24 protein-coding genes are annotated in these 22872 nt (G+C 63.7%); 15 read left to right on the top strand and 9 right to left on the bottom strand.

All coding sequences use genetic code 11. From position 1 onward, the window contains the following. Positions 1-6 precede the first annotated feature (6 nt). From ACPPVR_RS15860 to ACPPVR_RS15850, 3 genes are all read left to right on the top strand, one after another. Positions 7-1170 carry a M20 aminoacylase family protein gene (locus ACPPVR_RS15860; protein ID WP_426615134.1) on the top strand — a complete coding sequence of 388 codons (1164 nt, stop codon included), beginning with the start codon at positions 7-9 and terminating at the stop codon, positions 1168-1170. Between the two features lie 2 nt (positions 1171-1172). After that, entirely contained in the window at positions 1173-2594 is a 1422-nt protein-coding gene (locus ACPPVR_RS15855) for an amidase (RefSeq protein ID WP_426615133.1), read from the top strand. 141 nt (positions 2595-2735) lie between these two features. Beyond that, positions 2736-3626 (top strand): crotonase/enoyl-CoA hydratase family protein, encoded by an 891-nt coding sequence (locus tag ACPPVR_RS15850; protein ID WP_426615132.1) that lies wholly within the window; start codon positions 2736-2738, stop codon positions 3624-3626. Between the two features lie 96 nt (positions 3627-3722). On the opposite strand, the gene ACPPVR_RS15845 is transcribed toward ACPPVR_RS15850, so the two are convergent. From ACPPVR_RS15845 to ACPPVR_RS15835, 3 genes are all read right to left on the bottom strand, one after another. Further along, the gene (locus ACPPVR_RS15845) at positions 3723-4700 is read right to left on the bottom strand and encodes an NADPH:quinone oxidoreductase family protein (RefSeq protein WP_426615131.1); all 978 of its coding nucleotides are present in this window, start codon (positions 4698-4700) and stop codon (positions 3723-3725) included. Continuing rightward, positions 4700-5308 carry a 2-hydroxychromene-2-carboxylate isomerase gene (locus ACPPVR_RS15840; RefSeq protein WP_426615130.1) on the bottom strand — a complete coding sequence of 203 codons (609 nt, stop codon included), beginning with the start codon at positions 5306-5308 and terminating at the stop codon, positions 4700-4702. The genes ACPPVR_RS15845 and ACPPVR_RS15840 overlap by 1 nt, the downstream gene beginning before the upstream one ends. 131 nt (positions 5309-5439) lie before the next feature. After that, complete coding sequence (locus ACPPVR_RS15835) at positions 5440-6141, bottom strand: glutathione S-transferase N-terminal domain-containing protein (protein WP_426615129.1); 702 nt, start codon at positions 6139-6141, stop codon at positions 5440-5442. A gap of 121 nt (positions 6142-6262) precedes the next feature. Here ACPPVR_RS15835 and ACPPVR_RS15830 point away from each other — a divergent pair, with 121 nt between their 5' ends. Both ACPPVR_RS15830 and ACPPVR_RS15825 read left to right on the top strand, forming a co-directional pair. After that, positions 6263-7285, top strand: coding sequence for a methionine synthase (locus ACPPVR_RS15830; protein ID WP_426615128.1), 1023 nt, complete (start codon positions 6263-6265; stop codon positions 7283-7285). Continuing rightward, positions 7285-7518, top strand: coding sequence for a hypothetical protein (locus ACPPVR_RS15825; RefSeq protein ID WP_426615127.1), 234 nt, complete (start codon positions 7285-7287; stop codon positions 7516-7518). The genes ACPPVR_RS15830 and ACPPVR_RS15825 overlap by 1 nt, the downstream gene beginning before the upstream one ends. Here ACPPVR_RS15825 and ACPPVR_RS15820 read toward each other — a convergent pair. The 3 genes from ACPPVR_RS15820 to ACPPVR_RS15810 all read right to left on the bottom strand — a co-directional run bounded on the left by ACPPVR_RS15820 (position 7515) and on the right by ACPPVR_RS15810 (position 9542). Then, complete coding sequence (locus ACPPVR_RS15820; protein ID WP_426615126.1) at positions 7515-8132, bottom strand: hypothetical protein; 618 nt, start codon at positions 8130-8132, stop codon at positions 7515-7517. The two genes, ACPPVR_RS15825 and ACPPVR_RS15820, sit on opposite strands and share 4 nt — an antisense overlap. A gap of 107 nt (positions 8133-8239) precedes the next feature. Continuing rightward, positions 8240-8767: a xanthine phosphoribosyltransferase gene (gene gpt / locus ACPPVR_RS15815; RefSeq protein WP_426615125.1), complete on the bottom strand. Its 528-nt coding sequence runs from the start codon at positions 8765-8767 to the stop codon at positions 8240-8242. A gap of 37 nt (positions 8768-8804) precedes the next feature. Next, the gene (locus ACPPVR_RS15810) at positions 8805-9542 is read right to left on the bottom strand and encodes a competence/damage-inducible protein A (protein ID WP_426615124.1); all 738 of its coding nucleotides are present in this window, start codon (positions 9540-9542) and stop codon (positions 8805-8807) included. Between the two features lie 235 nt (positions 9543-9777). On the opposite strand from ACPPVR_RS15810, the gene ACPPVR_RS15805 reads away from it, so the two are divergent. The 7 genes from ACPPVR_RS15805 to ACPPVR_RS15775 all read left to right on the top strand — a co-directional run bounded on the left by ACPPVR_RS15805 (position 9778) and on the right by ACPPVR_RS15775 (position 16493). Next, positions 9778-11196 carry a circularly permuted type 2 ATP-grasp protein gene (locus ACPPVR_RS15805; protein ID WP_426615123.1) on the top strand — a complete coding sequence of 473 codons (1419 nt, stop codon included), beginning with the start codon at positions 9778-9780 and terminating at the stop codon, positions 11194-11196. A 4-nt stretch (positions 11197-11200) separates the two neighbouring features. Then, positions 11201-12145 (top strand): alpha-E domain-containing protein, encoded by a 945-nt coding sequence (locus ACPPVR_RS15800; protein ID WP_426615122.1) that lies wholly within the window; start codon positions 11201-11203, stop codon positions 12143-12145. Between the two features lie 67 nt (positions 12146-12212). Further along, positions 12213-13055: a transglutaminase family protein gene (locus tag ACPPVR_RS15795; protein WP_426615121.1), complete on the top strand. Its 843-nt coding sequence runs from the start codon at positions 12213-12215 to the stop codon at positions 13053-13055. A 106-nt stretch (positions 13056-13161) separates the two neighbouring features. Further along, a complete protein-coding gene (locus tag ACPPVR_RS15790; protein ID WP_426615120.1) occupies positions 13162-14361 on the top strand; it encodes an acyl-CoA dehydrogenase family protein in 1200 nt (399 codons plus the stop codon). Between the two features lie 54 nt (positions 14362-14415). Continuing rightward, positions 14416-14823, top strand: coding sequence for a carboxymuconolactone decarboxylase family protein (locus ACPPVR_RS15785; RefSeq protein WP_426615119.1), 408 nt, complete (start codon positions 14416-14418; stop codon positions 14821-14823). Between the two features lie 106 nt (positions 14824-14929). Next, a complete protein-coding gene (locus ACPPVR_RS15780; RefSeq protein WP_426615118.1) occupies positions 14930-15688 on the top strand; it encodes a peptidase in 759 nt (252 codons plus the stop codon). A gap of 46 nt (positions 15689-15734) precedes the next feature. Further along, the gene (locus tag ACPPVR_RS15775) at positions 15735-16493 is read left to right on the top strand and encodes an SDR family oxidoreductase (protein WP_426615117.1); all 759 of its coding nucleotides are present in this window, start codon (positions 15735-15737) and stop codon (positions 16491-16493) included. Between the two features lie 206 nt (positions 16494-16699). Here the strand turns inward: ACPPVR_RS15775 and ACPPVR_RS15770 are convergent, their stop codons facing one another. After that, entirely contained in the window at positions 16700-17920 is a 1221-nt protein-coding gene (locus ACPPVR_RS15770) for an MFS transporter (protein WP_426616117.1), read from the bottom strand. Positions 17921-18097: 177 nt separating this feature from the next. Here ACPPVR_RS15770 and ACPPVR_RS15765 point away from each other — a divergent pair, with 177 nt between their 5' ends. Continuing rightward, a complete protein-coding gene (locus ACPPVR_RS15765; RefSeq protein ID WP_426615116.1) occupies positions 18098-19348 on the top strand; it encodes a NupC/NupG family nucleoside CNT transporter in 1251 nt (416 codons plus the stop codon). A gap of 95 nt (positions 19349-19443) precedes the next feature. On the opposite strand, the gene ACPPVR_RS15760 is transcribed toward ACPPVR_RS15765, so the two are convergent. Both ACPPVR_RS15760 and ACPPVR_RS15755 read right to left on the bottom strand, forming a co-directional pair. Continuing rightward, positions 19444-19983: a cupin domain-containing protein gene (locus tag ACPPVR_RS15760; RefSeq protein ID WP_426615115.1), complete on the bottom strand. Its 540-nt coding sequence runs from the start codon at positions 19981-19983 to the stop codon at positions 19444-19446. A 165-nt stretch (positions 19984-20148) separates the two neighbouring features. After that, the gene (locus tag ACPPVR_RS15755) at positions 20149-20436 is read right to left on the bottom strand and encodes an usg protein (protein ID WP_369722823.1); all 288 of its coding nucleotides are present in this window, start codon (positions 20434-20436) and stop codon (positions 20149-20151) included. Between the two features lie 391 nt (positions 20437-20827). Here ACPPVR_RS15755 and ACPPVR_RS15750 point away from each other — a divergent pair, with 391 nt between their 5' ends. Both ACPPVR_RS15750 and groL read left to right on the top strand, forming a co-directional pair. Further along, the gene (locus ACPPVR_RS15750) at positions 20828-21142 is read left to right on the top strand and encodes a co-chaperone GroES (RefSeq protein WP_015685161.1); all 315 of its coding nucleotides are present in this window, start codon (positions 20828-20830) and stop codon (positions 21140-21142) included. Positions 21143-21187: 45 nt separating this feature from the next. Continuing rightward, positions 21188-22828: a chaperonin GroEL gene (gene groL / locus ACPPVR_RS15745; protein ID WP_426615114.1), complete on the top strand. Its 1641-nt coding sequence runs from the start codon at positions 21188-21190 to the stop codon at positions 22826-22828. Positions 22829-22872: the final 44 nt, after the last annotated feature.

Here is a 22872-nt window from a genome sequence, read left to right as displayed (position 1 = left end):
GACCACATGCCCACGATTGATCGCATCGACGGCTACGCCGACGAACTCACCGCCATCCGCCGCGACCTCCACGCCCATCCCGAGATCGGCTTCGAGGAAGTCCGCACCTCCGGCATCGTCGCCGACAAGCTGAAGGGCTGGGGGATCGAGGTGCATCGCGGCCTCGGCGGCACCGGCGTGATCGGAATCATCAAAGGCAAGGGCGCAAGCGGCAAGCGCATCGGGCTCCGCGCCGACATGGACGCGCTGCCGATGGAAGAGAACACCAATCTGAAATGGAGTTCGAAAATTCCGGGCCGCTTCCACGGTTGCGGCCATGACGGCCACACCACCATGCTGCTCGGCACCGCGCGCTATCTCGCCGAGACGAAAAACTTTGACGGCACCGTGCACCTGATTTTCCAGCCGGCCGAGGAAGGCCTCGGCGGCGCCCGTGCGATGATCAAGGACGGGCTGTTCGAGAAATTCCCCTGCGACGAGCTCTACGGCCTACACAACGCGCCCGACCTCAATCTCGGCGAGATCGCGATCCTGCCTGGCCCGGCAATGGCCAGCGCCGACTTCTTCGACCTTCGCATCACCGGCTATGGCGCGCATGGCGCGATGCCCGAGCGCTCCAAGGACGCGGTCGTGATCGCGACCACGCTGGCGCAGGCGATCCAGACCATCGTCAGCCGCAACGTCGAACCGCTCCAGGCTGCGGTGGTGTCGATCACCCAGATCCATGCGGGCTCCGCCTACAACGTCATTCCCGGCGAAGCCCATCTCTGCGGCACCATCCGCACCTTCTCGAAAGAAGTCCGCACCCTGATCAGCGAACGCATTCGTACGATCTGCGCCGGCATCGCGAGCGCCTATCAATGCGTGATCGACGTCGACATCCGCGACACCTTCAACGTGCTGGTCAACCAGGTCGAGCAGTCCAAGGTGGTCGAGGACGTCGCGCGCACCATCGTCGATCCCGCCAAGGTGATCACGCGCACGACGCCGAAGATGGGCAGCGAAGATTTCGCCGACATGCTGGAAACCATTCCCGGCGCCTATTTCTGGGTCGGCCATGACGGCTCGGTGCCCGTGCACAACCCCGGCTACGTGCTCGACGACAAGATCCTGCCGATCGGCGCCAGCATGTTCGCCCGAATCATCGAAACGCGCATGCCGGTGGTCTAGCAATGCAGAAAAAGAGCGTCGAAGAGGCGGTTACCTCGCTGCACGATCTGTCCGCGGTCGATCTGATCGCGGGCTATCGCGCCAAGCAGTTCTCGCCGAGCGAGGTGCTGGACGACGTGCTTGAGCACGTCGCCGCTTGGGAGCCACATCTCAAGGCGCTCTATGCGTTCGATCCCGACGGCGCGCGCGAGGCCGCAAAGGCCTCGACCGCGCGCTGGTCCGGGGGAGAACCGTCCGGCCCGCTCGACGGCGTGCCGGCGACCGTGAAGGACAACATCGCGACCAAGGGCGTGCCGGTGCCGCTGGGGGCTGCCAGCGTCAAGCTGGTGCCGGCCGAGAAGGACGCGCCGCCCGCCGCGCGCCTGCGCGAGGCCGGTGCGATCATCTTCGCAAAAACCACCATGCCCGATTACGGCATGCTGTCCTCGGGGCTATCGAGCTTCCATGCGCTGGCGCGCAATCCCTGGGACCTCACCAAGAATCCCGGCGGCTCCAGCGCCGGTGCGGGCGCCGCGGCGGCAGCCGGCTATGGCCCCTTGCATCTTGGCACCGATATCGGCGGCTCGGTACGCCTGCCCGCGGGCTGGTGCGGGCTCGTCGGCTTGAAGCCGAGCTTCGGCCGCGTGCCGATCGACCCCGCCTATGTCGGCCGCGTCGCCGGTCCCATGACCCGCACGGTCGACGATTGCGCGCTGATGATGAGTGTGATCGCCAAGCCCGACCGTCGCGACGGCACGAGCTTGCCCACCGACACCATCAACTGGAAGGTTCTGGACAAATCGCCGCGCAAGCTGCGCATCGGCCTGATGCTCGATTGCGGCGTCGGCCCACCGCCGGAGAGGCCGGTGCGCGAGGCCGCGGTGAAGGCCGCGAAAGCGTTCGAATCCGCCGGCGCCGTCGTCACCGAGGTCGACGGCATTTTGACCCGCGAGATGCTCGATGGCCTCGACAATTTCTGGCGCGCGCGGATGTGGGACGATCTGTCGAAGTTGACACCCGCTGAACAGGCCAAGGTGCTGCCCTATATCTTCAAATGGGGCGCGTCCGGTGCAAAGCTGTCGGGCGTCGACGTCATCAGGGGCTTCAATCAGACTATGGCAATCCGCGCTGCCGCGGCAAAGCTGTTCTGCGAGCTCGACTATGTGATGTCGCCGACCGCGCCGAACGTGAACTACCCGGCGGAGTTTGCCTCGCCGCTGAACGATCCGATGAAGCCGTTCGAGCACATCGGCTATACCGTGCCGTGGAATATGTCCGAGAACCCGGCGGTCTCCATCAACGGCGGCTTCGACGCCAAGGGTTTTCCCATCGGTGTACAGATCGTCGGCCGCCGCTTCGACGATATCGGCGTGCTCGGCATGGCCAAGGCTTTCGAGGGCCTGCGTGGCCCACAACGACCGTGGCCCAGCCCGCCGGCAAAGTAGCAATCCGTCGTGGCCGGGCTTGTCCCGGCCATCCACGTTATCGTAACGGCCGCCACATGCCCAGTCCGCGCAAGACGGACGCTGGCGACCATGCATGACGTCTCTTCACGAGACTGCGTTCAAGAAGGAAGGAAACCACCCATGGCGTATGAGACGATCAAATACGAGGTCGCCGAACAGATCCTCACCATCACGCTGAACCGGCCCGACAAGCTCAACGCCTTCAACGCGCAGATGCAGGCCGAGCTGATCGACGCGTTCGACGCTGCCGACAAGGACGACAACGTCCGCGCCATCATCGTCACCGGCGCCGGCCGCGGCTTTTGCGCGGGCGCAGATCTCTCTTCCGGCGCCGACACCTTTGACCGCGACGCCCGGCGCGGACCGGTGAAGCGCTTCGCCGACGGCAAGGTCGATTACAGCGATCCCCAGGTGCGCGACGGCGGCGGCCAGGTGACGCTGCGCATCTTCAAGTGCTTGAAGCCGGTGATTGCGGCTGTGAACGGACCCGCAGTCGGCATCGGCGTCACCATGCAGCTCGCGATGGACATCCGCATCGCATCCGACGCTGCACGCTTTGGCTTCGTGTTCTCCCAGCGCGGCATCGTGCCGGAGGCCGCCTCGAGCTGGTTCTTGCCGCGCATCGTCGGCATCTCGCAGGCGCTGGAATGGTGCTATTCGGGCCGCGTCTTCCCGGCGCAGGAAGCGCTGGCGGGACGCCTCGTCAGCAAGGTCGTGCCACCGGATGATTTGCTGCCGACCGCACGCGCACTCGCCAAGGAATTCGCAGCGAAGACTGCGCCGGTTTCGGTGGCGCTGATCCGCCAGATGATGTGGCGCATGATGGGCGCTGATGATCCGATGGAAGCCCACAAGGTCGACAGCCGCGGCATCTACGCCCGCGGCCGCTCCGACGATGTGAAAGAAGGCGTGGTGTCGTTCCTGGAGAAGCGCCCGGCGCAGTTCAAGAACAAGGTCTCGAGCGATATGCCGGATTATTTCCCGTGGTGGAGCGAGCGGGAATACAAGTAGGCTTCAAAAGGTGGGTTAGCCGGAGGCGTAACCCACCTCTTCTCTCGCGGCGACAAAGCGACGGGTTACGCTACGCTAACCCGCCTTACGCATCCGTCACTCCATCACCAGCGCCACGCGCCCGATCGCCTTGCGGTCGAGCAGCAATCGCATCGCCTTCGCGTAGTCCGCGAGCGGCAGCCGGTGCGAGATGTTGGGGCACAGCTTGCCCTCCTCCGCCCATTGGAGCAGCGCCTTGAGGCGTACCTCACCAAGCGCAGGATTTTTCCGCACGGCCTCGCCAGCGCGCACGCCGAGCACGCTCGCGCCCTTGATCAGCAGCAGATTGGTCTTGGCCGAACCGATGCCACCGGTGAAGCCGATCACGAGCAGCCGGGCCCCCCAGGCGATACAGCGCATCGAGTTCTCGAAGACCTCGCCTCCGACAGGATCGAACACGACGTCGGCGCCGCGGCCATCGGTGATGCGCTTGACGGCATCACGAAACGGCTCGCGGTCGTAGCGCACGAGATGATCAGCGCCGCGCAATTTCGCAATCGCAAGCTTTTCGTCGCTGGAGGCCGTCGCGATCACGGTCGCGCCCAGCATCTTGCCGAGCTCAACGGCCGCGAGGCCGACGCCGCCGCCCGCGCCGTGCACCAACAACACCTCGCCGGGCTCGACCCTGCCGCGATCGATCAGCGCGTGATAGGCAGTACCGTGGCCGGCGAGATAGGTCGCAGCCTCCGCATAGTCAAAGGTCGATGGCATTGGGGTGAGCTGCGAGGGCGTCACCACAGCTTCGTCGGTGAAGGCGCCATGGCGCATCTTGACGATGACCTTGTCGCCGACCGCGACGCCGCTCGCCTCCGCGCCCACTTCGGTCACGTCCCCGGCAGCTTCCATGCCGGGCGTGAACGGCAACTCCGGCTTGAGCTGATATTCGCCCGCCGCCATCAGCACATCAGGAAAATTCAGCCCGGCGGCGCGGATCGCGACGCGCACCTCGCCCGGCTTCAGGGCCCGCGGCGGAAACTCTTCCAGCCGTAGCGTTTCGGGCGCGCCGAGCACGCGGCAGATGACAGCCCGCACCATCAGGCCGCGCTCGCCTTGCTGCGCAGCAGCGCCTCGCGGATCAGCGGCAGACGGTCATTGCCGAAATACATGTCGGTCTTGTTGACGAAGATCGTCGGCGAGCCGAAACCGCCGCGCGCGATCACCTCTTCCGTATTGGCCTTGAGCTGGTCCTTGATGTCCTGCGCCGAAATGCCCGCGAGGAACTTTTGCTCGTCGATACCGACTTTCTTGCAGATCTCGCCGAGTACCGAATCCTGCGAGATGTCCTTGTCGTCGCCCCAATAGGTCTCGAACAATGCGGTCGCAAACGGCACCATGTCCTTGCCGAGCCAAATGCAGCCGCGCATCGCCTTCACGCTATTCACCGGAAACACCGTCGGCGGCATCTTGATTGCGAGGTTGGCCGAGCGCGCCCAGTCCTGAAGGTCCTTCTTCATGTAGCGCGCCTTCAGCGGCACCGGCGTCTCGCGCTGCGCATAGACGCTCGGATTGACCGTGTTGAAGATGCCGCCAACCAGGATCGGCCGCCAAATGATCTCGGCACCGAGCTCCTTGGCCAGCGGCTGGATGTTGTGGAAGGCGAGATAGGTCCAGGGGCTGGAGCAGTCGAAGAAGAATTCGATCATGGCGTTTCCTTTTGTCGTGTGTCTTGGCTTTATCCTCCGTCAAGCGAGCGCAGCGAAGCAATCCAGAATCTTTCCGCGGAGACAGTCTGGATTGCTTCGCTGCGCTCGCAATGACGAAGAGGGAACAGTGCTTATTTCCTCCCCAACACTTCCTTTGCACGCTCGCCGAACATGATCTTGCGTGATTCCTCGTCGAACGGCTCTTTCACGAACTTGCCGATCGCAAGCCCCGCCTGCACCTGCGGCCTGGCGCGCATCTCGGCGTACCAGCGCTTGACGTTCGGATAGTCGTCGAGCGTAAAGCCCTGCGCCTTGTGGGTCATGGTCCAGGGAAAACAGGCGATGTCGGCGATAGAATAGTCGCCGGCGACATAGGCGCCGGTCTTGGCGAGCTGCCGGTCGAGCACGCCATAGAGCCGCGCGGCCTCGTCGCGGTACCGCCCGATCGCGTAGGGAATCTTTTCCGCTGCATAAAGCGCGAAGTGGCCGTGCTGGCCGAGCATCGGCCCGAGCCCGGCCATCTGCCACATCACCCATTGAATCGTGGTGGAGCGGCCGCGCAGATCGCTGGCCAAGAAGCGGCCGGTCTTCTCGGCCAGATAGATCAGGATCGCACCGGTCTCGAACACCGAGAACGGTTCGCCGCCATCGGCAGGCGCGTGGTCGACGATCGCGGGGATGCGATTGTTCGGGGAGACCGCCAGAAATTCGGGACGAAACTGCTCGCCGGCACGGATGTTGACGGGGATCACCCTGTAGGGGAGCCCCAGTTCCTCCAGCATGATCGAGATTTTCCAGCCGTTCGGCGTCGGCGCATAATGGAGATCGATCATGACCTTTCCTTTGGCCTTCCCCGTCATCGCCGCTGGAATAGAGAGCGACTTTTGTTGTTCTGTACCTTGACGTTAAGACATGGCAGACAGTGGCGCAATCACAACCCGCCGGGAGGGACCCATGCTGTTTCCAACCACGATCGCCGGCTCCTTGCCGAAGCCGGAATGGCTCGCCGAGCCGAACATGCTCTGGGCGCCCTGGAAGTCGCAAGGCGATGAACTTCTCCGCGCCAAGCGCGACGCCACCATGCTTGCCGTGAAGGTCCAGGAGGATGCCGGGATCGACATCGTCACCGAGGGCGAGCAGGCCCGGCAGCATTTCGTGCACGGTTTCCTGGAGAAGATCGAGGGCATCGACTTCGCCCACAAGGTCGAGATGGGCATCCGCAAGGACCGCTACAAGGCGATGGTGCCGCAGGTGGTCGCGCCGCTCCGCCTCAAGGGCCGCGTCCATGCCGACGAGGCGCGCGTGGCGCGTACGCATACGAAGAAGAAGCTGAAGTTTACCCTGCCCGGCCCGATGACCATCATCGACACCATCGCCGACCGTTACTATGGCGACCGCGTCAAGATGGCCTTTGCCTTCGCCGAGCTTCTGAACGAGGAAGCCAAGGCGCTGCAGGCCGACGGCGTCGATCTCGTGCAGTTCGACGAGCCCGCCTTCAACGTCTACATGGACGAGGTCAATGACTGGGGCATCAAGGCGCTCGAGCGCGCGGCGCAGGGCCTCACCTGCACCACCGCCGTCCACATCTGCTACGGCTACGGCATCAAGGCCAACACCGACTGGAAGGAAACGCTCGGCGGGCAATGGCGGCAGTATGAGCAGATTTTTCCGGCAATCGATGCCAGCCCGATCCAGCAGGTCGCGATCGAGTGCCGCAATTCGAAGGTGCCACTCGATTTGCTGGCGTTGCTCAAGAACAAGATCGTGCAGGCCGGCGTGATCGATGTCGCCAGCGATACGGTGGAGACGGCGGAAGACGTCGTGCAGGTGATCGACGCGGTGTCGAAGTTCGTCCCCAAGAGCAACATCATCGCCACCACCAATTGCGGCATGGCCCCGATGCGGCGCGAGATCGCCGAAGCCAAGCTGATGGCGCTCGGTGCGGGTGCAGCGCTGGCCCGCGAGAAGCTGGGGTGATGGTGTCGATCCGTCCGGCGCTGATCATCGGGGCGCTTCTGGCGATCGCACAGGCTGCGCACGCGGAGGATCGCTCCGTGCTGCTGAACTGCAAGGCGATGATCGAGCGGGCCTCGAAGGATGCGAATGCGGCGAGCGAATCCGAGTTGACCCGCTGCCGCCAGGTGATCCGCGAATGGGCGTTGCGCGATGCGCGGACGACCGTCGATGAAGAGGGCAAGCCGCTGCGCTAGCTCCGCGTCGTCGGATGCAGCGCGGGCCGATACCCGGCCATGATCGCGCGCAGCATGGAAGGCGGCGTCAGCAGCATCACGCGATCGAGTGCGCGCGCATGCAGAGCGTAGCCCGCCGGCGACCACAGCAGCGCCCTGCCCTGGGTCACCAGATAACTGTCGTCTTCCTGCTGCACCATCGCGCCATCGGGCAATTCTGACAGCGGCATCGGCAACGCGTGCAGCCGCTTGCCCCCACGATCGAGCCGTTCCCGGTGCAACTGGGCATCCATCGCCTTCGCGCTGATGTTGCTCACACCGTTGCCTTGCTCCCATGCGGCGCGAAACCGCTTGGCATCGTCGCGACGGCAGAAGAAGCAAGGCCGGTGTCCGGCCGCAAAGGCCGTGGCTTCGTCGAGAAAGAACAGCTCGGTCCAGCTTCGACGCGCCATCACCGGCCGGCGCCAGCCGCGGAATTCGCAAAGGCACGTGATCCAGGCCGGCGACGACCAGCGCTTGTTCAGCAGCGTCTTGGTCGCGGGATCATGGATGATGCCGCGGTTGCCGGTGAACATTCCGCGATGTGGCGTTGAGATGATCTCGCCGGTCGGCGTGACGCGGTTTTGCAGCGGCATGATTGCCCCCACCCGTCATTGCGAGCGAAGCGAAGCAATCCGGAAATGCATCCCCGGAAACAGTCTGGATTGCTTCGTCGCTTCGCTCCTCGCGATGACGGCGGAAATCACGCCGCGCCGTCGCGCAGCGGCGGGTGGTAGGACAATGCAGTGTCCCAGGGAAAGAAGATCCAGGTGTCCTGCGAGACTTCCGTGATGAAGGTATCGACCAGCGGACGGCCCTTCGGCTTGGCGTAGACGGTGGCGAAATGCGCATCGGGCAGCATCTGGCGGACCAGCTTGCCGGTCTTGCCGGTATCGACGAGGTCGTCGACGATCAGAAGCCCCTTGCCGGTGCCGCCGCCGAGCTTCATCACCTCTTCGGAAACTCCCTTGAGAACTTTGAGGTCACCCTGCTTGTCGTGGTCGTAACTGGCAACGCAGACGGTATCGATGATGCGAACACCGAGCTCGCGCGCCACGATCGCAGCCGGCACCAGGCCTCCGCGGGTGATCGCAATCACGGCGTGAAACGGGCCGACCTCGTTGAGCCGCCAGGTCAGCGCCCGGCAATCCCGGTGGAACTGATCCCACGACACTGGAAAGGGCCTGCCGGCCCGCTCCTGCGCACTCAGTTCCGGTGCTTCACCTGCCATCGTCTTCTCCTGCCAATCATCGTCCGGCAGCTTCCTGCTACCGGGTGATATTCAATCCTGCCAGCATTTCCTTCACTGCGGCCATCGCCGCCGCGAGCTTGTCAGCATCGCGCGAGCGCACCACCAGATTGGTGTTGGGCTTCTGCTCCTCGTCCATGAAGGGATAGCTGCCGATGATGGTGTCGGGGTGGTCGGCGGCGATCGCGCGCAGCGGGCTGCCGATATCGCCTTCACGGGCATTGGCGCGAACCGATTCGGACAGCATGCGCACGCCGGATTTCAGCTTGGGCGAGACGATATCCATCATCGCCTGCATGATCGACGGCACACCGGCCATGACGATGACGTTGCCGATCTTGAAGCCGGGGGCGAGGATGGTCGCGCTCTGGATCAGCTCGGCGCCGTCGGGGATGCGGGCCATGCGTAGGCGGGCCTCGTTGAGGTCCTGCTCGCTCCAGCGCTCGCGAAAGCGGGCGACCACCTCGGGATGGTGGTCAATACCGACGCCAAAGGCCTTGGCGACGCTGTCGGCGGTGATGTCGTCATGGGTCGGCCCGATGCCGCCAGTGGTGAAGACGTAGGCGTAGCGATGCCGCAGTGCATTCAATGCGGCGATGATGTCGTCCTCGTCATCTGAAACGACCCGGACTTCCTTCAGGTCGATGCCGATATTGGTCAGGTATTCGGCGATGAAGCCGATATTCTTGTCCTTGGTCCGGCCGGACAGGATTTCATCCCCGATGACCAGAATGCCCGCCGTAACGATCTCGCTCATAACTTACGTCCCTCACCTGTCGCGCCGAATTTGCCGGGGTAACGCGTTGAAGTCACGCGGTTTTGCTGCCGAAATAAGCAGTCCTTAGCCATTTTTTCAGGCAGCTTTCCGGCCACCCCCGGCAAAAATCCCAAGTCAATGCCAAGTCCATGCTTATCGCGCTGGCCCGGCCCTTGCTACCACCTAGGAAAGTCATGCACTCTTGCCGCATGGCCAGCGAGACAAGTCGGGATCTATGGCAGTCGCGTTTGATGAAATGAATATTCCCGGCGGGGACCTTCGCCCTGCCTATCAGGAGCTGGCGCGCTGGCTCAAGGAGACGCCTCCCGAGGCGCTCGAATATCGTCGCCAGGAAGCCGAGCTCCTGTTCCGCCGGATCGGCATCACCTTTGCCGTCTATGGCGATTCTGAATCCACCGAGCGCCTGATCCCCTTCGACGTGATCCCCCGGATCATGTCCGGCAAGGAATGGGCGCTGCTGGAGAAGGGCCTGAAGCAGCGCGTCCGCGCGCTCAACATGTTCTTGCGCGACATCTATCACGGCCGCGACATCCTCCGCGCCGAGATCGTGCCCGACGATCTGATCTTCCAGAACCCGGTGTTCCGGCCCGAGATGAACGGCCAGCAGGTGCCGCACGACGTCTATGTGCACATCGCCGGCATCGATATCATCAGGGTCGATGCCAACGACTTCATCGTGCTGGAGGACAACGCCCGCACGCCGTCCGGCGTGTCCTACATGCTGGAAAACCGCGAGATCATGATGCGGCTGTTTCCGGACCTGTTCGCCCGCCACAGGGTGGCGCCGGTGGAGCGCTATCCGGACGAGTTGCTGTCTGCGCTCCGCTCGGTCGCGCCGAACAGTGCCTCAGGCGAGCCGACGGTCGCGCTCCTCACGCCCGGCGTCTACAACTCCGCCTATTACGAGCACTCCTTCCTGGCCGACAAGCTCGGCATCGAGCTCGTCGAGGGCCGCGACCTCATCGTCAAGAACAACGAAGTGTTCATGCGCACGACGGAAGGGGTGAAACGGGTCGACGTGATCTACCGCCGCGTCGACGACGACTTCCTCGACCCCCTTACTTTCCGGCCCGACTCGGCGCTCGGCGTGCCCGGCCTGATGTCGGCCTATGCGGCCGGTAACATCACACTCGCCAACGCCGTCGGCACCGGCATCGCCGACGACAAGGCGATCTACTCCTACATGCCAGAGATCGTGAAATTCTACCTCGGCGAGGAACCGATCCTGAAGAACGTTCAGACCTGGCGCTGCCGCGAGCCGAAGGATCTTGCTTATGTGCTCGACCATCTCGGCGATCTCGTCGTGAAGGAAGTGCACGGCTCCGGCGGCTACGGCATGCTGATCGGACCCGCCGCAACCAAAGCGACCATCGAAGCGTTTCGCGAAAAGCTCAAGCGCGAGCCGGAAGGCTTTATCGCGCAGCCGACGCTCGCGCTATCCACCTGCCCGACCTGCACGGCAAGTGGCCTCGCGCCACGCCACGTCGACTTGCGGCCCTTCGTGCTCACCGGTAGCAAGAGCACCACGATCGTGCCGGGCGGGCTCACCCGCGTCGCACTCAAGGAAGGCTCCCTGGTGGTGAATTCGAGCCAAGGCGGCGGCACCAAAGACACCTGGATTCTGGACGAGTAGAGAGATGCTGTCGCGTACCGCCGAAAACCTCTACTGGCTTGCCCGCTACGTCGAACGGGCGGAATATCTCGCGCGCACCATCGATGCGACGCTGCGCGTCACAGCACTTCCCGCCGCCTATATCGGCAAGACCAATGAATGGGATTCGGCGCTGCTGACTGCCGGCGTCGCCGCAAGCTTCTATCAGCAATATGAGGAAGCCAACGAGCACAACGTCGTCGACTACCTCTCGTTCTCGGCGGACAACCCGTCCTCGATCAGGAACTGCATCGAGGCGGCACGGCTGAACTCACGTTCGGTGCGCACCGCACTCACCAGCGAGATGTGGGACACCATCAACTCAGCCTGGATCGAATTGCAGGAAGTCTGGAGCAAGGGCACCTCGACCCGCGAGGAACTGGCAAAGTTCCTGCGCTTCGTGCAGGAGACCTCGCTGCGCTTCGACGGCTCGGCCTACCGTACCATGCTGCGCAACGATGCCTACTGGTTCTCGCGGATGGGCGTGCATCTCGAGCGCGCCGACAACACCGCGCGCATTCTCGACGTGAAGTATCACGTGCTGCTGCCCGAGGAGGAGCATGTCGGCGGCCCGCTCGACTTCTACCAGTGGACCTCGATCCTGCGTTCGGTTTCGGCGCTGACGGCCTATCACTGGGTCTATCGCGAGACGCTAAAGCCCTGGCTGATCGCGGATCTGCTCATCCTCAACGATACGCTGCCGCGGTCGCTTGCAAGCTGCTACGGCAACCTCGTGCGCAATCTCGACCAGGTCGGCGTCGCCTATGGCCGCCAGGGCCCGGCCCAGCGCCATGCCCGCGGCATCCGCAATCGGCTCGAACACAGCAATATGAACGACATTTTCCAGCACGGCGTGCATGAATTCATTCAGGAATTCATCACGGACAATTCCAGGCTGGGCGAAATCATCACGAAGCAGTATTTGATCTGATACTGCCGTCATTCCCGGGCGCCCGCAGGGCGAACCCGGAATGACGACGCCAGAACAACGGTTCCCCATGCGCCTGCGAATCCAGCACACCACGACCTATCGCTACGAGCCGCAGGCCACCAGCGTGATCCAGATCCTGCGCATGACCCCGTGCAGCCATGACGGGCAATATGTGGCGGAATGGCAGATCGACGTCTCCACCGACACCAAGCTCGACACCCATGAGGACGCCTTCGGCAACGTCACCCATGTGCTGTCCTGCGGGCCCGTCGGCGACATCAAGATCACCGCCGAAGGCCTGATCGAGACCCATGACACCGGCGGCGTGCTGCGTGGCGCGGACGAGCGCTTTCCGGCCGGCATGTTCCTGCGCACGACCGAATTGACTGAGGTCAATCCCGCGATGGCGGCGGTCACGCGGCAGCTGCGCAGCGAGGCCGAGAGCGACACGCTCGGCTTTCTGCACACGCTGATGACGCAGATCAGCGAGCACATGACCTTCGACGAGGATCCAACCAATAGCGGCACCTCGGCCGCCGAAGCATTCACGCTTAGGCGCGGCGTCTGCCAGGACTACGCGCATATCTTCATCGCCTGCGCCCGCAGCGGCGGCGTGCCGGCGCGCTTCGTCTCCGGACACTTCCTGCGCTCCGACGGCACGGTGCATCAGGACGCCGGGCACGCGTGGGCGGAAGCCTATGTCGACGGCCTCGGCTGGGTTGGCTTCGATCCCGCCAACAGCATCTGCACCACCGACGCCCACGTCCGCGTCGCGATCGGGCTCGACTATCTCGGCGCCGCCCCCGTGCGCGGCACCCGCTATGGCGGCGGCGCGGAGACGCTGTCGGTGGCCGTGAAGGTCGAGCAGGCCGGCCGTAGCGGGCAATCGCAGTCCCAGCGGCAGAGCTAGCTCGGCGTTACAACCGTAATCGACAAGCGTCGCGCTGAAACCATGCCGTAGCGCCATCCGTTCAACCTTCGTTGCGATCCGTTTCCTGCAACAAAGGTTGAGACAGATGCGGCTTCACGAAAAAATCAGCGATCATGCCCTGTCACTGCGCGATCCCCACAAAGGCATGCTTCTGGGTATCCGCGAGTTGGCGCCCGAGATCACGGCACGCGCCGCCGAGATCGAAGCTGCGCGCCGTCTTCCGCCTGACCTCGTGGAACGGCTGAAATCGATCGGGATCTTTCGGATGTTCGTGCCGCGGAGCCATGGCGGGCTGGAGCTCGATTTGCCGGCCGGGCTTGAGGTCATGAAGGCGCTGACCCGTCTGGACGGCTCGATCGGCTGGATCGCAATTGTCGCCGGCGTCGGCGGCCTTTTCGCCGCGGCATCACGCCCTGAATTGTATCAGTGCATCTATCAGAATGGACCGGACGTGGCGATCTGCGGCTCATCCCAGCCGGCCGGAACGGCAGAGCGGGTGGCCGACGGCTATCGCATCACCGGCCGTTGGCCGTTCGCCAGCGGTTGCACGCATGCCGACTGGATTGGCGGGTTCTGCGTTGTCACCGACAATGGCAAGCCAGTCCCCGGCCCGCACGGCAAGCCTCAGGTTCGTGCCGTTCTGCTGCCGGCGCGTGACTGGCACATCGAGGACACCTGGCACGCGGCCGGGCTCAAGGGCACCGGCAGTCATCACGTCACGCTGCGGGAGGCGATGGTTCCCGATATCCATATCTTCGATCTCGAAGCTGCCCCTCGTCTGTCGGGGCCGCTCTATCAAACGTTGCGGCAATGGTTGCCATTGCTTCACGGTGCATTCTCAGCCGGCATGGCCGAGGGCGTTGTCGATGATCTGCTCGCGCTGGCCCATACCGGGAGGCAGCAATTATATGCGGCCACCCCGCTGCGGGAGTCCGAGATCTTCCAGTTCGGGCTCGGCCGGATTTCCGCCGACCTTAGAGCTGCGCAGGCGTTTCACGAGGTCCAGGTCGCCAGCCACTGGCGTCGCGCGCTGGCCGGAACACTGAACGACGAGGACCTCATGACCGAAGGGGCTCGGTCCGCGGTCTGGCTCGCCACGACCTGCGTTGGCATCGCCGATGCCTGCTTTGCGCTCGCTGGAAGTAGCGCGGTCTATGACAGCTCACCGCTGCAGCGGCGCCTGCGCGACCTTCACGTCGGTGCGCAGCATGCCCACGCGCAGCAGCGGCAATATGTCGACGTCGGCAAGCTGGCCTTGCGCCGCTCGGCCGAACGTGACGGCTGACCGCATCAGCCGTGCTACAATCGCAGGGTCAGATCAGACCCTGCGAGGTACCCCATGGCGACCGTAAAGCTGCTTTCGGACGACGAACTCTCCAGCGAGGCACGCGCCGTTTTCGACGACATCCGCAAAGTCCGGCAGTCGGATTTCGTCAACAATTTCTGGCGCGCGCTGGCGCATGATCCGAAGACGCTGCGGCGGACCTGGGAGAGCATCAAGGAGGTGATGGCACCCGGGGCGCTCGATCCCAAGATCAAGGAAATGCTCTATGTCGCGGTTTCGGTGGCGCATGGCTGCAACTACTGCATCCATTCGCACACCGCCGGCGCACGGGCCAAGGGCATGACCGAGGCGGAATATGGCGAGATGCTCGCCATCATCGGCATGGCCTCGGAGACGAACCGGCTGGTCACGGCGCTCGGCGTGCCCGTCGATGCGGCGTTTCTCGTCGATGGCCCTGAATAAGATAGGACTCCCTCCCCGCCGATACATGCCTGCTACGGGAATCAGGGGTTTCATGCCCCCTTGAAATTGGCTAGTAATTCCGCGCAAACGCGTTCGGGGATTGGAAATGACCTATTGTTGCGGAATCCTGGTTCGGGACGGGCTCGTCATGATCGCCGACACCCGCACCAATGCCGGCCTCGACAATGTGTCGACCTTCCGCAAGCTGCACATCTTCACCAAGCCCGGCGAGCGCATCATGGCGATCGCCAGCGCCGGAAACCTCGCCATCAGCCAGTCGGTGCTCTCCACCCTCACCGAGGGCCTGGAAGACCCCAACACGGGCGAGATCGAGACGCTGATGAACGCGCCGACCATGTTCCAGGCCGCCCAGCGCATCGGCCGGGCGATCCGGGCGGTGCACGCGACCGAAGGCCCGGCGCTGAAATCCGAGGACGTCTCGTTCGACGTCTCGTTCCTGTTCGGCGGCCAGATCAAGGGCGCGCGGATGCGCCTGTTCATGGTCTACACGGCAGGCAATTTCATCGAGTGCACCACCGACACGCCGTACCTGCAGATCGGCGAGCACAAATACGGCAAGCCGGTGCTCGACCGCGCCATGCATTACGATGTCGAACTCTACGAGGCGCTGAAGACAGGCCTGATCTCGATGGATTCGACGATGCGGTCGAATCTCGGCGTCGGCCTGCCGATCGACGTGCTGGTGGTGCGGGCGGACGCCTGCGATGCCGATCTCAACCACCGCATCGAGGCCGGCGAGCCCTATTTCCACGATTTGCGCTCGCGCTGGTCGGCGGCGCTGCGCGCCGCGCATCAGAACATCCCGCGGCCGCCCTACAAGAACGAAAAAGAACCCAAAACCTGACAGCAAAAGAACTTGAAGAACTTGAAGAGAGAAAAGGCAGGAAACGATGAGTGAAGCAAAAAGGATCGCAGTGGTGACGGGCGCCGGCACCGGCGTCGGGCGCGCGGCCTCGCTGGCGCTGATGAACACCGGCTTCACCGTGGTGCTGGTCGGGCGCCGGCTCGACATGCTCGAGGAGACCGCGAAGCTCGGTCCGTCCGGCAAGAGCCTCTGCGTCACCGCCGACATGACCAAACCCGACCAGATCGCCGCGCTGTTCGCCAAGGTGGCGCAGACCTATGGCCGTCTCGACGTGCTCTTCAACAATGCCGGCATGGGCGCCCCGCCGGTGAACTTCGAGGACCTCAGCCTCGAGCAGTGGCAGGCGGTGGTGAACACCAACCTCACCGGCCCGTTCCTGTGCACCCAGCACGCCTTCCGCATCATGAAGGACCAGAGCCCGCGCGGCGGCCGCATCATCAACAACGGCTCGATCTCGGCGCATGCGCCGCGGCCGTTCTCGGCCGCCTACACCTCGACCAAGCACGCCATCACCGGCCTCACCAAGGCCTCCAACCTCGACGGCCGCATGTACGACATCGCGGTCGGCCAGGTCGACATTGGTAACGCCGCAACGCCGATGACGGACCGCATGGTCAACGGTCCCGGCGTGTTGCAGCCTGACGGCACGTCAAAGCAGGAGCCGCGCATGGACGCCAAGGCGGTCGGCGATGCCGTCGCCTACATGGCCGGCCTGCCGCTCGACGCCAACGTGCTGACCATGACGGTGATGGCGACCAAGATGCCGTTCGTTGGACGCGGCTAACTTAAAAAACTGAAAAACAACCCCATGCACAGTAGGCGGCGTGGGGTTTGCGGCCTCTCCCCGCAAGCGGGGTGAGGCCAGCTAAATCCCCGTACTGCCTCCACAATCGTCATTGCTAGCGCAGCGAAGCAATCCAGACTGCCACCGCGGCAAGATTCTGGATTGCTTCGCTACGCTCGCAATGACGGTGGAGAGAGCGGGGGCCCCTACTCCAGAGTTTGCACCTGCTTCAGGCTCGGGAACAGCTTCATCCACAGCAGCGCGACCGCGACGGTGCAGACGCCGCCGAGCACTGCCGCCGGCATCGCGCCGAGCAGGGCTGCCGCCACGCCGCTCTCGAACTGGCCGAGCTGGTTCGAGGCGTTGATGAAGAGGAAGTTGACCGCGCCGACGCGGCCGCGCATTTCGTCGGGCGTGGCAAGCTGCACCAGCGAGAAGCGGATCACGACGCTGATCGTGTCGGCCGCGCCCAAAATGGCGAGCGACAACACCGACAGCCACATCCACGACGACAGCGCGAACACGATCGTGGCGACGCCGAACACGATCACGGCCTGGAACATCCGCATGCCGACATGCCGCGTGATGGCGTGACGCGCCAGCACCATGGTCATCAGCAGCGCGCCGACCGCCGGCGCGGCGCGCAAGATCCCGAGCCCCATCGGACCGGTCTGGAGGATGTCGCGGGCATAGATCGGCAACAGCGCGGTGACGCCGCCGAACAGCACGGCGAACAAATCGAGCGAGATGGTGCCGAGGATCGCCGGATTGCTGCGGATGAAGCGGACGCCGGCAAAGATATTGTCCGTGCTGGTATCCTTGGCGACCGCCTGCGGGCGCGGCTGGATGAAGCCGGTCAGGATCATCCCCAAAATCCAAAACAGCAGCATCACGGAATAGGCGAGATGCGGCGCGACCGCATAGGCGAAGCCGCCGAGCGCGGGCCCGGTGATGGTCGCGACCTGCCCCGCGCCGCTCGCGACAGCCGTCGCGCGCTGAAGCGAGCCTTGCGGCGCAATCAGCGGCAGCAGCGCCGCTGTGGTCGGGCTTTCGAACGCACCGGCAATGCCGAGCACGAAGGTCGCGACGAAGATCTGCACCTCGCTGACCGCGCCGAGATAAGTGCTGATGGCGAGATAAAGCGCAGTCGCCGCTTCCACGAGCTGACAGAGCTGGACCACGCGCTTGCGCTCGTAGCGGTCGGCGGCGTGGCCTGCGACGAACACCAGCAACGCGGTGGGGAGGAATTGCACGAGCCCGACCATGCCGAGGTCGAAGGCCGAGCCGGTGAGGTCGTAGATCTGCCAGCCGATCGCGACCGCCGCGATCTGACTGGAAAAGCGCGATAGGCTGCGCGAGAGCAAGAAGAACAGGAAGGCGCGGTGGGAGAGGAGCGCGCGGGCACTGACCGGCTGATTCGCTGATATCGGCTCCTCTAGTATCGCCTCTTCGGTCACGCTCGGACTATCCGCCCCCTTGATCTCGACGCGTCCCGCGTGGCTGACGCGGAGGTGCTTGTCAACAGCGGGACACCTCTCGCGGTCTTCCGCCATTGCGTTTGCAACGCACCCGCGGCCATAATCATTGAGGGTTTTGGGGACATCATGCTGCGGCTGCAATCGACACTTGGCGTTTTCGCATTGCTGCTGATCGCCTTCGCGCTGGCGGAGAATCGCCGCGCGGTTTCGCTGCGCCAGGCGGCGATCGGGCTCGTCGTGACCTTCGTCACCGCGATCGTGCTCCTGAAGGTGCCCGTCGTCGCACATGCTTTCGGTGCCATCAATGACGCGGTCGGCGCGATCTCCGCGGCCTCGCGCGCCGGCTCCTCCTTCGTGTTCGGTTATATCGGCGGCGGCCCACTGCCCTTCGACCTGAAGGTGCCTGGTGCCGATTTCATCCTGGCGTTCCAGGCGCTGCCGATCGTGCTGGTGATGAGCGTGCTGACGACGCTGCTGTTCTATTGGCGCGTGCTGCCGCCGATCGTGCGCGGCATGGCATGGCTGCTCGAACGCACGCTCGGGGTCGGCGGCGCGGTGGGACTGTCGACCGCCGCGAACATCTTTCTCGGCATGGTCGAAGCGCCGCTGTTCGTGCGGCCGTATCTGGCGCAGATGACGCGGAGCGAATTGTTCCTGGTCATGACCGGCGGCATGGCCGGCATCGCCGGCACGGTGCTCGTGCTCTATGCGACGCTGCTTGCGCCCCTCATCCCCGACGCGGCCGCGCATTTCGTCATCGCGTCCGTACTGGGCGCGCCCGCTGCGATCCTCGTCAGCCTGATCATGGTGCCGGAGACCAGCGACAAGCGCACCGGCGGCGCGCTCGAAGATCCGGAGATGGAGGTCTCCGGCACGATGGATGCGATCGTGAAAGGCACCGGCGCAGGCCTCGAGCTATTGCTCAACATCGTCGCCATGCTGCTGGTGCTGGTGGCGCTGGTCTATCTCGTCAATGCGATCCTCGGCCTGCTGCCGAACATCGGCGGCGCTGCGATCTCGCTGCAGCGCCTGCTCGGGCTGGTGATGGCGCCGGTGTGCTGGTTGATGGGATTGCCCTGGGATCAGGCGGTGACGGCGGGCAGCCTGATGGGCACGAAAACCGTGCTCAACGAATTGATCGCTTATGTCGATCTGTCAAAACTTTCGCCGGACGTACTCGATGCGCGCTCGCGCCTGATCATGCTCTATGCGATGTGCGGCTTCGCCAATTTCGCCAGCCTTGGCATCATGATCGGCGGCTTAGGGGTGGTGGCGCCGGAGCGGCGCGAGGAGATCAACGCCCTGGGGCTGAAGTCAATCGTGTCGGGCACGCTGACGACGTGCCTGATGGGTGCGATCGTGGGGGTGTTGAGTTAACAGGCTTAGCCCGGATAGAGCGCAGCGCAATCCGGGTCCACCTTCTCCGCGAAAAACGTTCCCGGATTTCGCTGCGCTCCATCCGGGCTACAAGATCAGGCCTTCAACTCGACCGTCTTGAACTCCGCCGGCAGGATCACCTCCAGCAGTTCGACGTCGTCCGAATAGTCGAGGATCATGTGCTTGATCTTCGGCGGCTGGGTCCAGGCGCTGCCTTCCTTCATCAAGGTCTCGCCCTCTCCGTCCATGTAGGTCTTCACCCAGCCCTTGAGCACGTAGACCATCTGGAATTCGACGGCGTGGAAGTGCAGCTTCGACACCTCGGCTGGATTGCAGGGGCCTTGCAGCCGGATCACGTGCGCTTGCGCAAGGCCGTGCGAGGCTGCGGCAATGCCGAGGTCGCGATATTTCGCGTAGGTGCGCAGGCCATCGGCTTTGAAATCCTCTTCGCGGTGATGGCTGATCGCGATGCGCTGTTTGGGACGTGCGAGCTTTTTTGTAGATGATTTTGCCGGCGTCGTGCGCGCCTTCGCCTTCACCGTCTTGCGCGCCGAAGATCGCACGGCGGGCTTGGCGCCGCTCCGCTTCTTCACCGCGGCTTGCGTTGCGCTGCGCGATTTTGCTTTCTTGGCCATAAGCGGCCTCCCCTGTTGTTATGGGGAGATGCTAGCACGGAATGCAAAATCGTAGGGTGGGCAAAGCGGAGCGTGCCCACCATTGCCGAATGCAAGCGCGGAGAGATGGTGGGCACGGCGCGCAAAGTGCGCGCGCCTTTTGCCCACCCTACGCCGTCCAAGCTCTCAATGCAGCCTGAACACGCCGTCCACGGCGCGCAGCTCGGCTGGCTTGATCAGCTTGGAATGCGCGACGGTCACCGAGTGAAGCGGGCCGTCGAGTTTTTCCTGCCAGAACGCCAGGAAATCCTTCAGCGCCGGAAACTTCGGAAACATGTCGTAGTTCTGCCAGACGTAGGTCTGAAGCAACGATGGATGATCCGGCATCCGATAGAGAATTTGTGCCGTCGTCAGCCCGTAACCCAGCACTTGTTTCCGGAAATCGTCCGAAACAACCCCAACCCGCGTGACCATGCCAACCTCCTTTGCAGGAGCGCATATTCAGGGGGTGGCTTTCCGGTACGCTGCTTACGAGCCACCCGGTGGAGATGCGCTCACATGAGAGAAATGTGACGCAAACTGACAATCCATCTCAAGCCTAAAAGTTTAACAAGCTGTTGAAATACAATGCGTTAGCAGCAGATGCGGCTCCGTGCTAATACGGCCCCAAGGGGCGGCCCAAGAGCGGTTAACGATGGTAAAGAGATTCTGGCAGCCGGGCCTTATGAGTGCCGATTTTTCTGCTAGAAGCCCTTGCCCCCGCAAAATTCCTGTCCTATTTCAGCCTCACCTGTGCTAGCACTCGCGGGCACGGACTGCTAACGACCAAAAATCCCCATACCGTGCAACTACTTAGGAGGACTGCATGAAATTCCGTCCGCTTCACGACCGCGTCGTGGTCAAGCGCATCGACGCAGAAGAGAAGACCGCTGGCGGCATCATCATTCCCGACAGTGCCAAGGAAAAGCCCTCGCAGGGCGAAATCGTCGCCGTCGGCCCGGGTGGCCGCGACGAAGCCGGCAAGCTGATCCCGATCGACCTGAAGGTCGGCGACCGCGTGCTGTTCGGCAAGTGGTCCGGCACCGAGGTCAAGATCGACAACGTCGACCTGCTGATCATGAAGGAAAGCGACATCATGGGCGTCCTCGACGTCCCCGCTTCCAAGAAGAAGGCGGCCTAAGAGCCCCTTCTCTCACCCAGCTAAACACCTCAAGGAAAAATCCAGATGGCAGCTAAAGAAGTCAAATTCGGCGTCGATGCACGCGACAAGATGCTGCGTGGCGTCGACATCCTCGCCAACGCCGTCAAGGTGACGCTCGGCCCGAAGGGCCGCAACGTCGTCCTCGACAAGTCGTTCGGCGCTCCCCGCATCACCAAGGACGGCGTCACCGTCGCCAAGGAGATCGAGCTCGACGACAAGTTCGAGAACATGGGCGCGCAGATGGTGCGCGAAGTCGCCTCCAAGTCCGCCGATGCGGCCGGCGACGGCACCACCACCGCAACCGTGCTCGCGGCTGCGATCGTTCGTGAAGGCGCCAAGTCGGTTGCCGCCGGCATGAACCCGATGGACCTGAAGCGCGGTATCGACCTGGCTGTGGAAGCCGTGGTCGCCGACCTCGTCAAGAACTCCAAGAAGGTCACCTCGAACGAGGAAATCGCCCAGGTCGGCACCATCTCCGCGAACGGCGATGCCGAAATCGGCAAGTTCCTCTCCGACGCCATGAAGAAGGTCGGCAACGAGGGCGTCATCACGGTCGAGGAAGCCAAGTCGCTCGAGACCGAACTCGACGTCGTCGAAGGCATGCAGTTCGACCGTGGCTACATCTCGCCCTACTTCGTCACCAACGCCGACAAGATGCGCGTTGAGATGGACGACGCCTACATCCTGATCAACGAGAAGAAGCTCTCCTCGCTGAACGAGCTGCTCCCGCTGCTCGAGGCCGTGGTGCAGACCGGCAAGCCGCTGGTCATCGTCGCCGAGGACGTCGAAGGCGAAGCCCTCGCGACCCTCGTCGTCAACCGCCTGCGCGGTGGTCTGAAGGTCGCGGCCGTCAAGGCTCCGGGCTTCGGCGATCGCCGCAAGGCCATGCTCCAGGACATCGCAGTTCTGACCGGCGGCCAGGCGATCTCGGAAGATCTCGGCATCAAGCTCGAGAACGTCACGCTCAACATGCTCGGTCGCGCCAAGAAGGTGATGATCGACAAGGAGAACACCACGATCGTCAACGGCGCCGGCAAGAAGGCCGACATCGAGGCGCGCGTGGCCCAGATCAAGGCGCAGATCGAGGAAACCACCTCGGACTACGACCGTGAGAAGCTCCAGGAGCGTCTTGCCAAGCTCGCAGGCGGCGTCGCGGTGATCCGCGTCGGCGGCGCGACCGAGGTCGAGGTGAAGGAGCGCAAGGATCGCGTTGATGACGCGATGCATGCGACCCGCGCGGCTGTGGAAGAAGGCATCGTCCCGGGCGGCGGCGTCGCCCTGCTCCGTGCCTCCGAGCAGCTCAAGGGCCTGCGCACCAAGAACGACGACCAGAAGACCGGCGTCGAGATCGTGCGCAAGGCGCTGTCCGCTCCCGCTCGCCAGATCGCGATCAACGCCGGTGAAGACGGCTCGGTGATCGTCGGCAAGATCCTGGAGAACAAGACCTACGCTTACGGCTTCGACTCCCAGACCGGCGAGTACGGCAACCTGGTCACCAAGGGCATCATCGACCCGACCAAGGTGGTCCGTACCGCGATCCAGAACGCAGCCTCGGTTGCAGCTCTGCTGATCACCACGGAAGCCATGGTCGCCGAGCTGCCCAAGAAGGGCGGCGCCGGCCCCGCAATGCCTCCGGGCGGCGGCATGGGCGGCATGGACTTCTAAGTCCAGCCGTTCAGGCAAAGCCAAGAAATGCGAAACCCCGGCAG

Source organism: Bradyrhizobium sp. McL0616 (assembly GCF_049993385.1).
Taxonomy (GTDB): domain Bacteria; phylum Pseudomonadota; class Alphaproteobacteria; order Rhizobiales; family Xanthobacteraceae; genus Bradyrhizobium.
Note: the sequence above shows the minus strand (reverse complement) of the source record. Positions and strands in the feature narration are given on the sequence as shown.

Bases quoted from the DNA above. Each gene is read 5' to 3' on its own strand.
- ACPPVR_RS15850 (WP_426615132.1), top strand. From the start codon at position 2,736: ATGGCGTATGAGACGATCAAATACGAGGTCGCCGAACAGATCCTCACC.
- ACPPVR_RS15755 (WP_369722823.1), bottom strand. From the start codon at position 20,436: ATGGTCACGCGGGTTGGGGTTGTTTCGGACGATTTCCGGAAACAAGTG.
- ACPPVR_RS15765 (WP_426615116.1), top strand. From the start codon at position 18,098: ATGCTGCGGCTGCAATCGACACTTGGCGTTTTCGCATTGCTGCTGATC.
- ACPPVR_RS15810 (WP_426615124.1), bottom strand. From the start codon at position 9,542: ATGAGCGAGATCGTTACGGCGGGCATTCTGGTCATCGGGGATGAAATC.
- ACPPVR_RS15790 (WP_426615120.1), top strand. From the start codon at position 13,162: ATGCGGCTTCACGAAAAAATCAGCGATCATGCCCTGTCACTGCGCGAT.
- ACPPVR_RS15785 (WP_426615119.1), top strand. From the start codon at position 14,416: ATGGCGACCGTAAAGCTGCTTTCGGACGACGAACTCTCCAGCGAGGCA.
- ACPPVR_RS15845 (WP_426615131.1), bottom strand. From the start codon at position 4,700: ATGGTGCGGGCTGTCATCTGCCGCGTGCTCGGCGCGCCCGAAACGCTA.
- ACPPVR_RS15750 (WP_015685161.1), top strand. From the start codon at position 20,828: ATGAAATTCCGTCCGCTTCACGACCGCGTCGTGGTCAAGCGCATCGAC.
- ACPPVR_RS15760 (WP_426615115.1), bottom strand. From the start codon at position 19,983: ATGGCCAAGAAAGCAAAATCGCGCAGCGCAACGCAAGCCGCGGTGAAG.
- ACPPVR_RS15780 (WP_426615118.1), top strand. From the start codon at position 14,930: ATGACCTATTGTTGCGGAATCCTGGTTCGGGACGGGCTCGTCATGATC.
- ACPPVR_RS15835 (WP_426615129.1), bottom strand. From the start codon at position 6,141: ATGATCGATCTCCATTATGCGCCGACGCCGAACGGCTGGAAAATCTCG.
- ACPPVR_RS15775 (WP_426615117.1), top strand. From the start codon at position 15,735: ATGAGTGAAGCAAAAAGGATCGCAGTGGTGACGGGCGCCGGCACCGGC.
- ACPPVR_RS15800 (WP_426615122.1), top strand. From the start codon at position 11,201: ATGCTGTCGCGTACCGCCGAAAACCTCTACTGGCTTGCCCGCTACGTC.
- ACPPVR_RS15795 (WP_426615121.1), top strand. From the start codon at position 12,213: ATGCGCCTGCGAATCCAGCACACCACGACCTATCGCTACGAGCCGCAG.
- ACPPVR_RS15840 (WP_426615130.1), bottom strand. From the start codon at position 5,308: ATGATCGAATTCTTCTTCGACTGCTCCAGCCCCTGGACCTATCTCGCC.
- ACPPVR_RS15830 (WP_426615128.1), top strand. From the start codon at position 6,263: ATGCTGTTTCCAACCACGATCGCCGGCTCCTTGCCGAAGCCGGAATGG.
- ACPPVR_RS15860 (WP_426615134.1), top strand. From the start codon at position 7: ATGCCCACGATTGATCGCATCGACGGCTACGCCGACGAACTCACCGCC.
- groL (WP_426615114.1), top strand. From the start codon at position 21,188: ATGGCAGCTAAAGAAGTCAAATTCGGCGTCGATGCACGCGACAAGATG.
- gpt (WP_426615125.1), bottom strand. From the start codon at position 8,767: ATGGCAGGTGAAGCACCGGAACTGAGTGCGCAGGAGCGGGCCGGCAGG.
- ACPPVR_RS15805 (WP_426615123.1), top strand. From the start codon at position 9,778: ATGGCAGTCGCGTTTGATGAAATGAATATTCCCGGCGGGGACCTTCGC.
- ACPPVR_RS15855 (WP_426615133.1), top strand. From the start codon at position 1,173: ATGCAGAAAAAGAGCGTCGAAGAGGCGGTTACCTCGCTGCACGATCTG.
- ACPPVR_RS15825 (WP_426615127.1), top strand. From the start codon at position 7,285: ATGGTGTCGATCCGTCCGGCGCTGATCATCGGGGCGCTTCTGGCGATC.
- ACPPVR_RS15820 (WP_426615126.1), bottom strand. From the start codon at position 8,132: ATGCCGCTGCAAAACCGCGTCACGCCGACCGGCGAGATCATCTCAACG.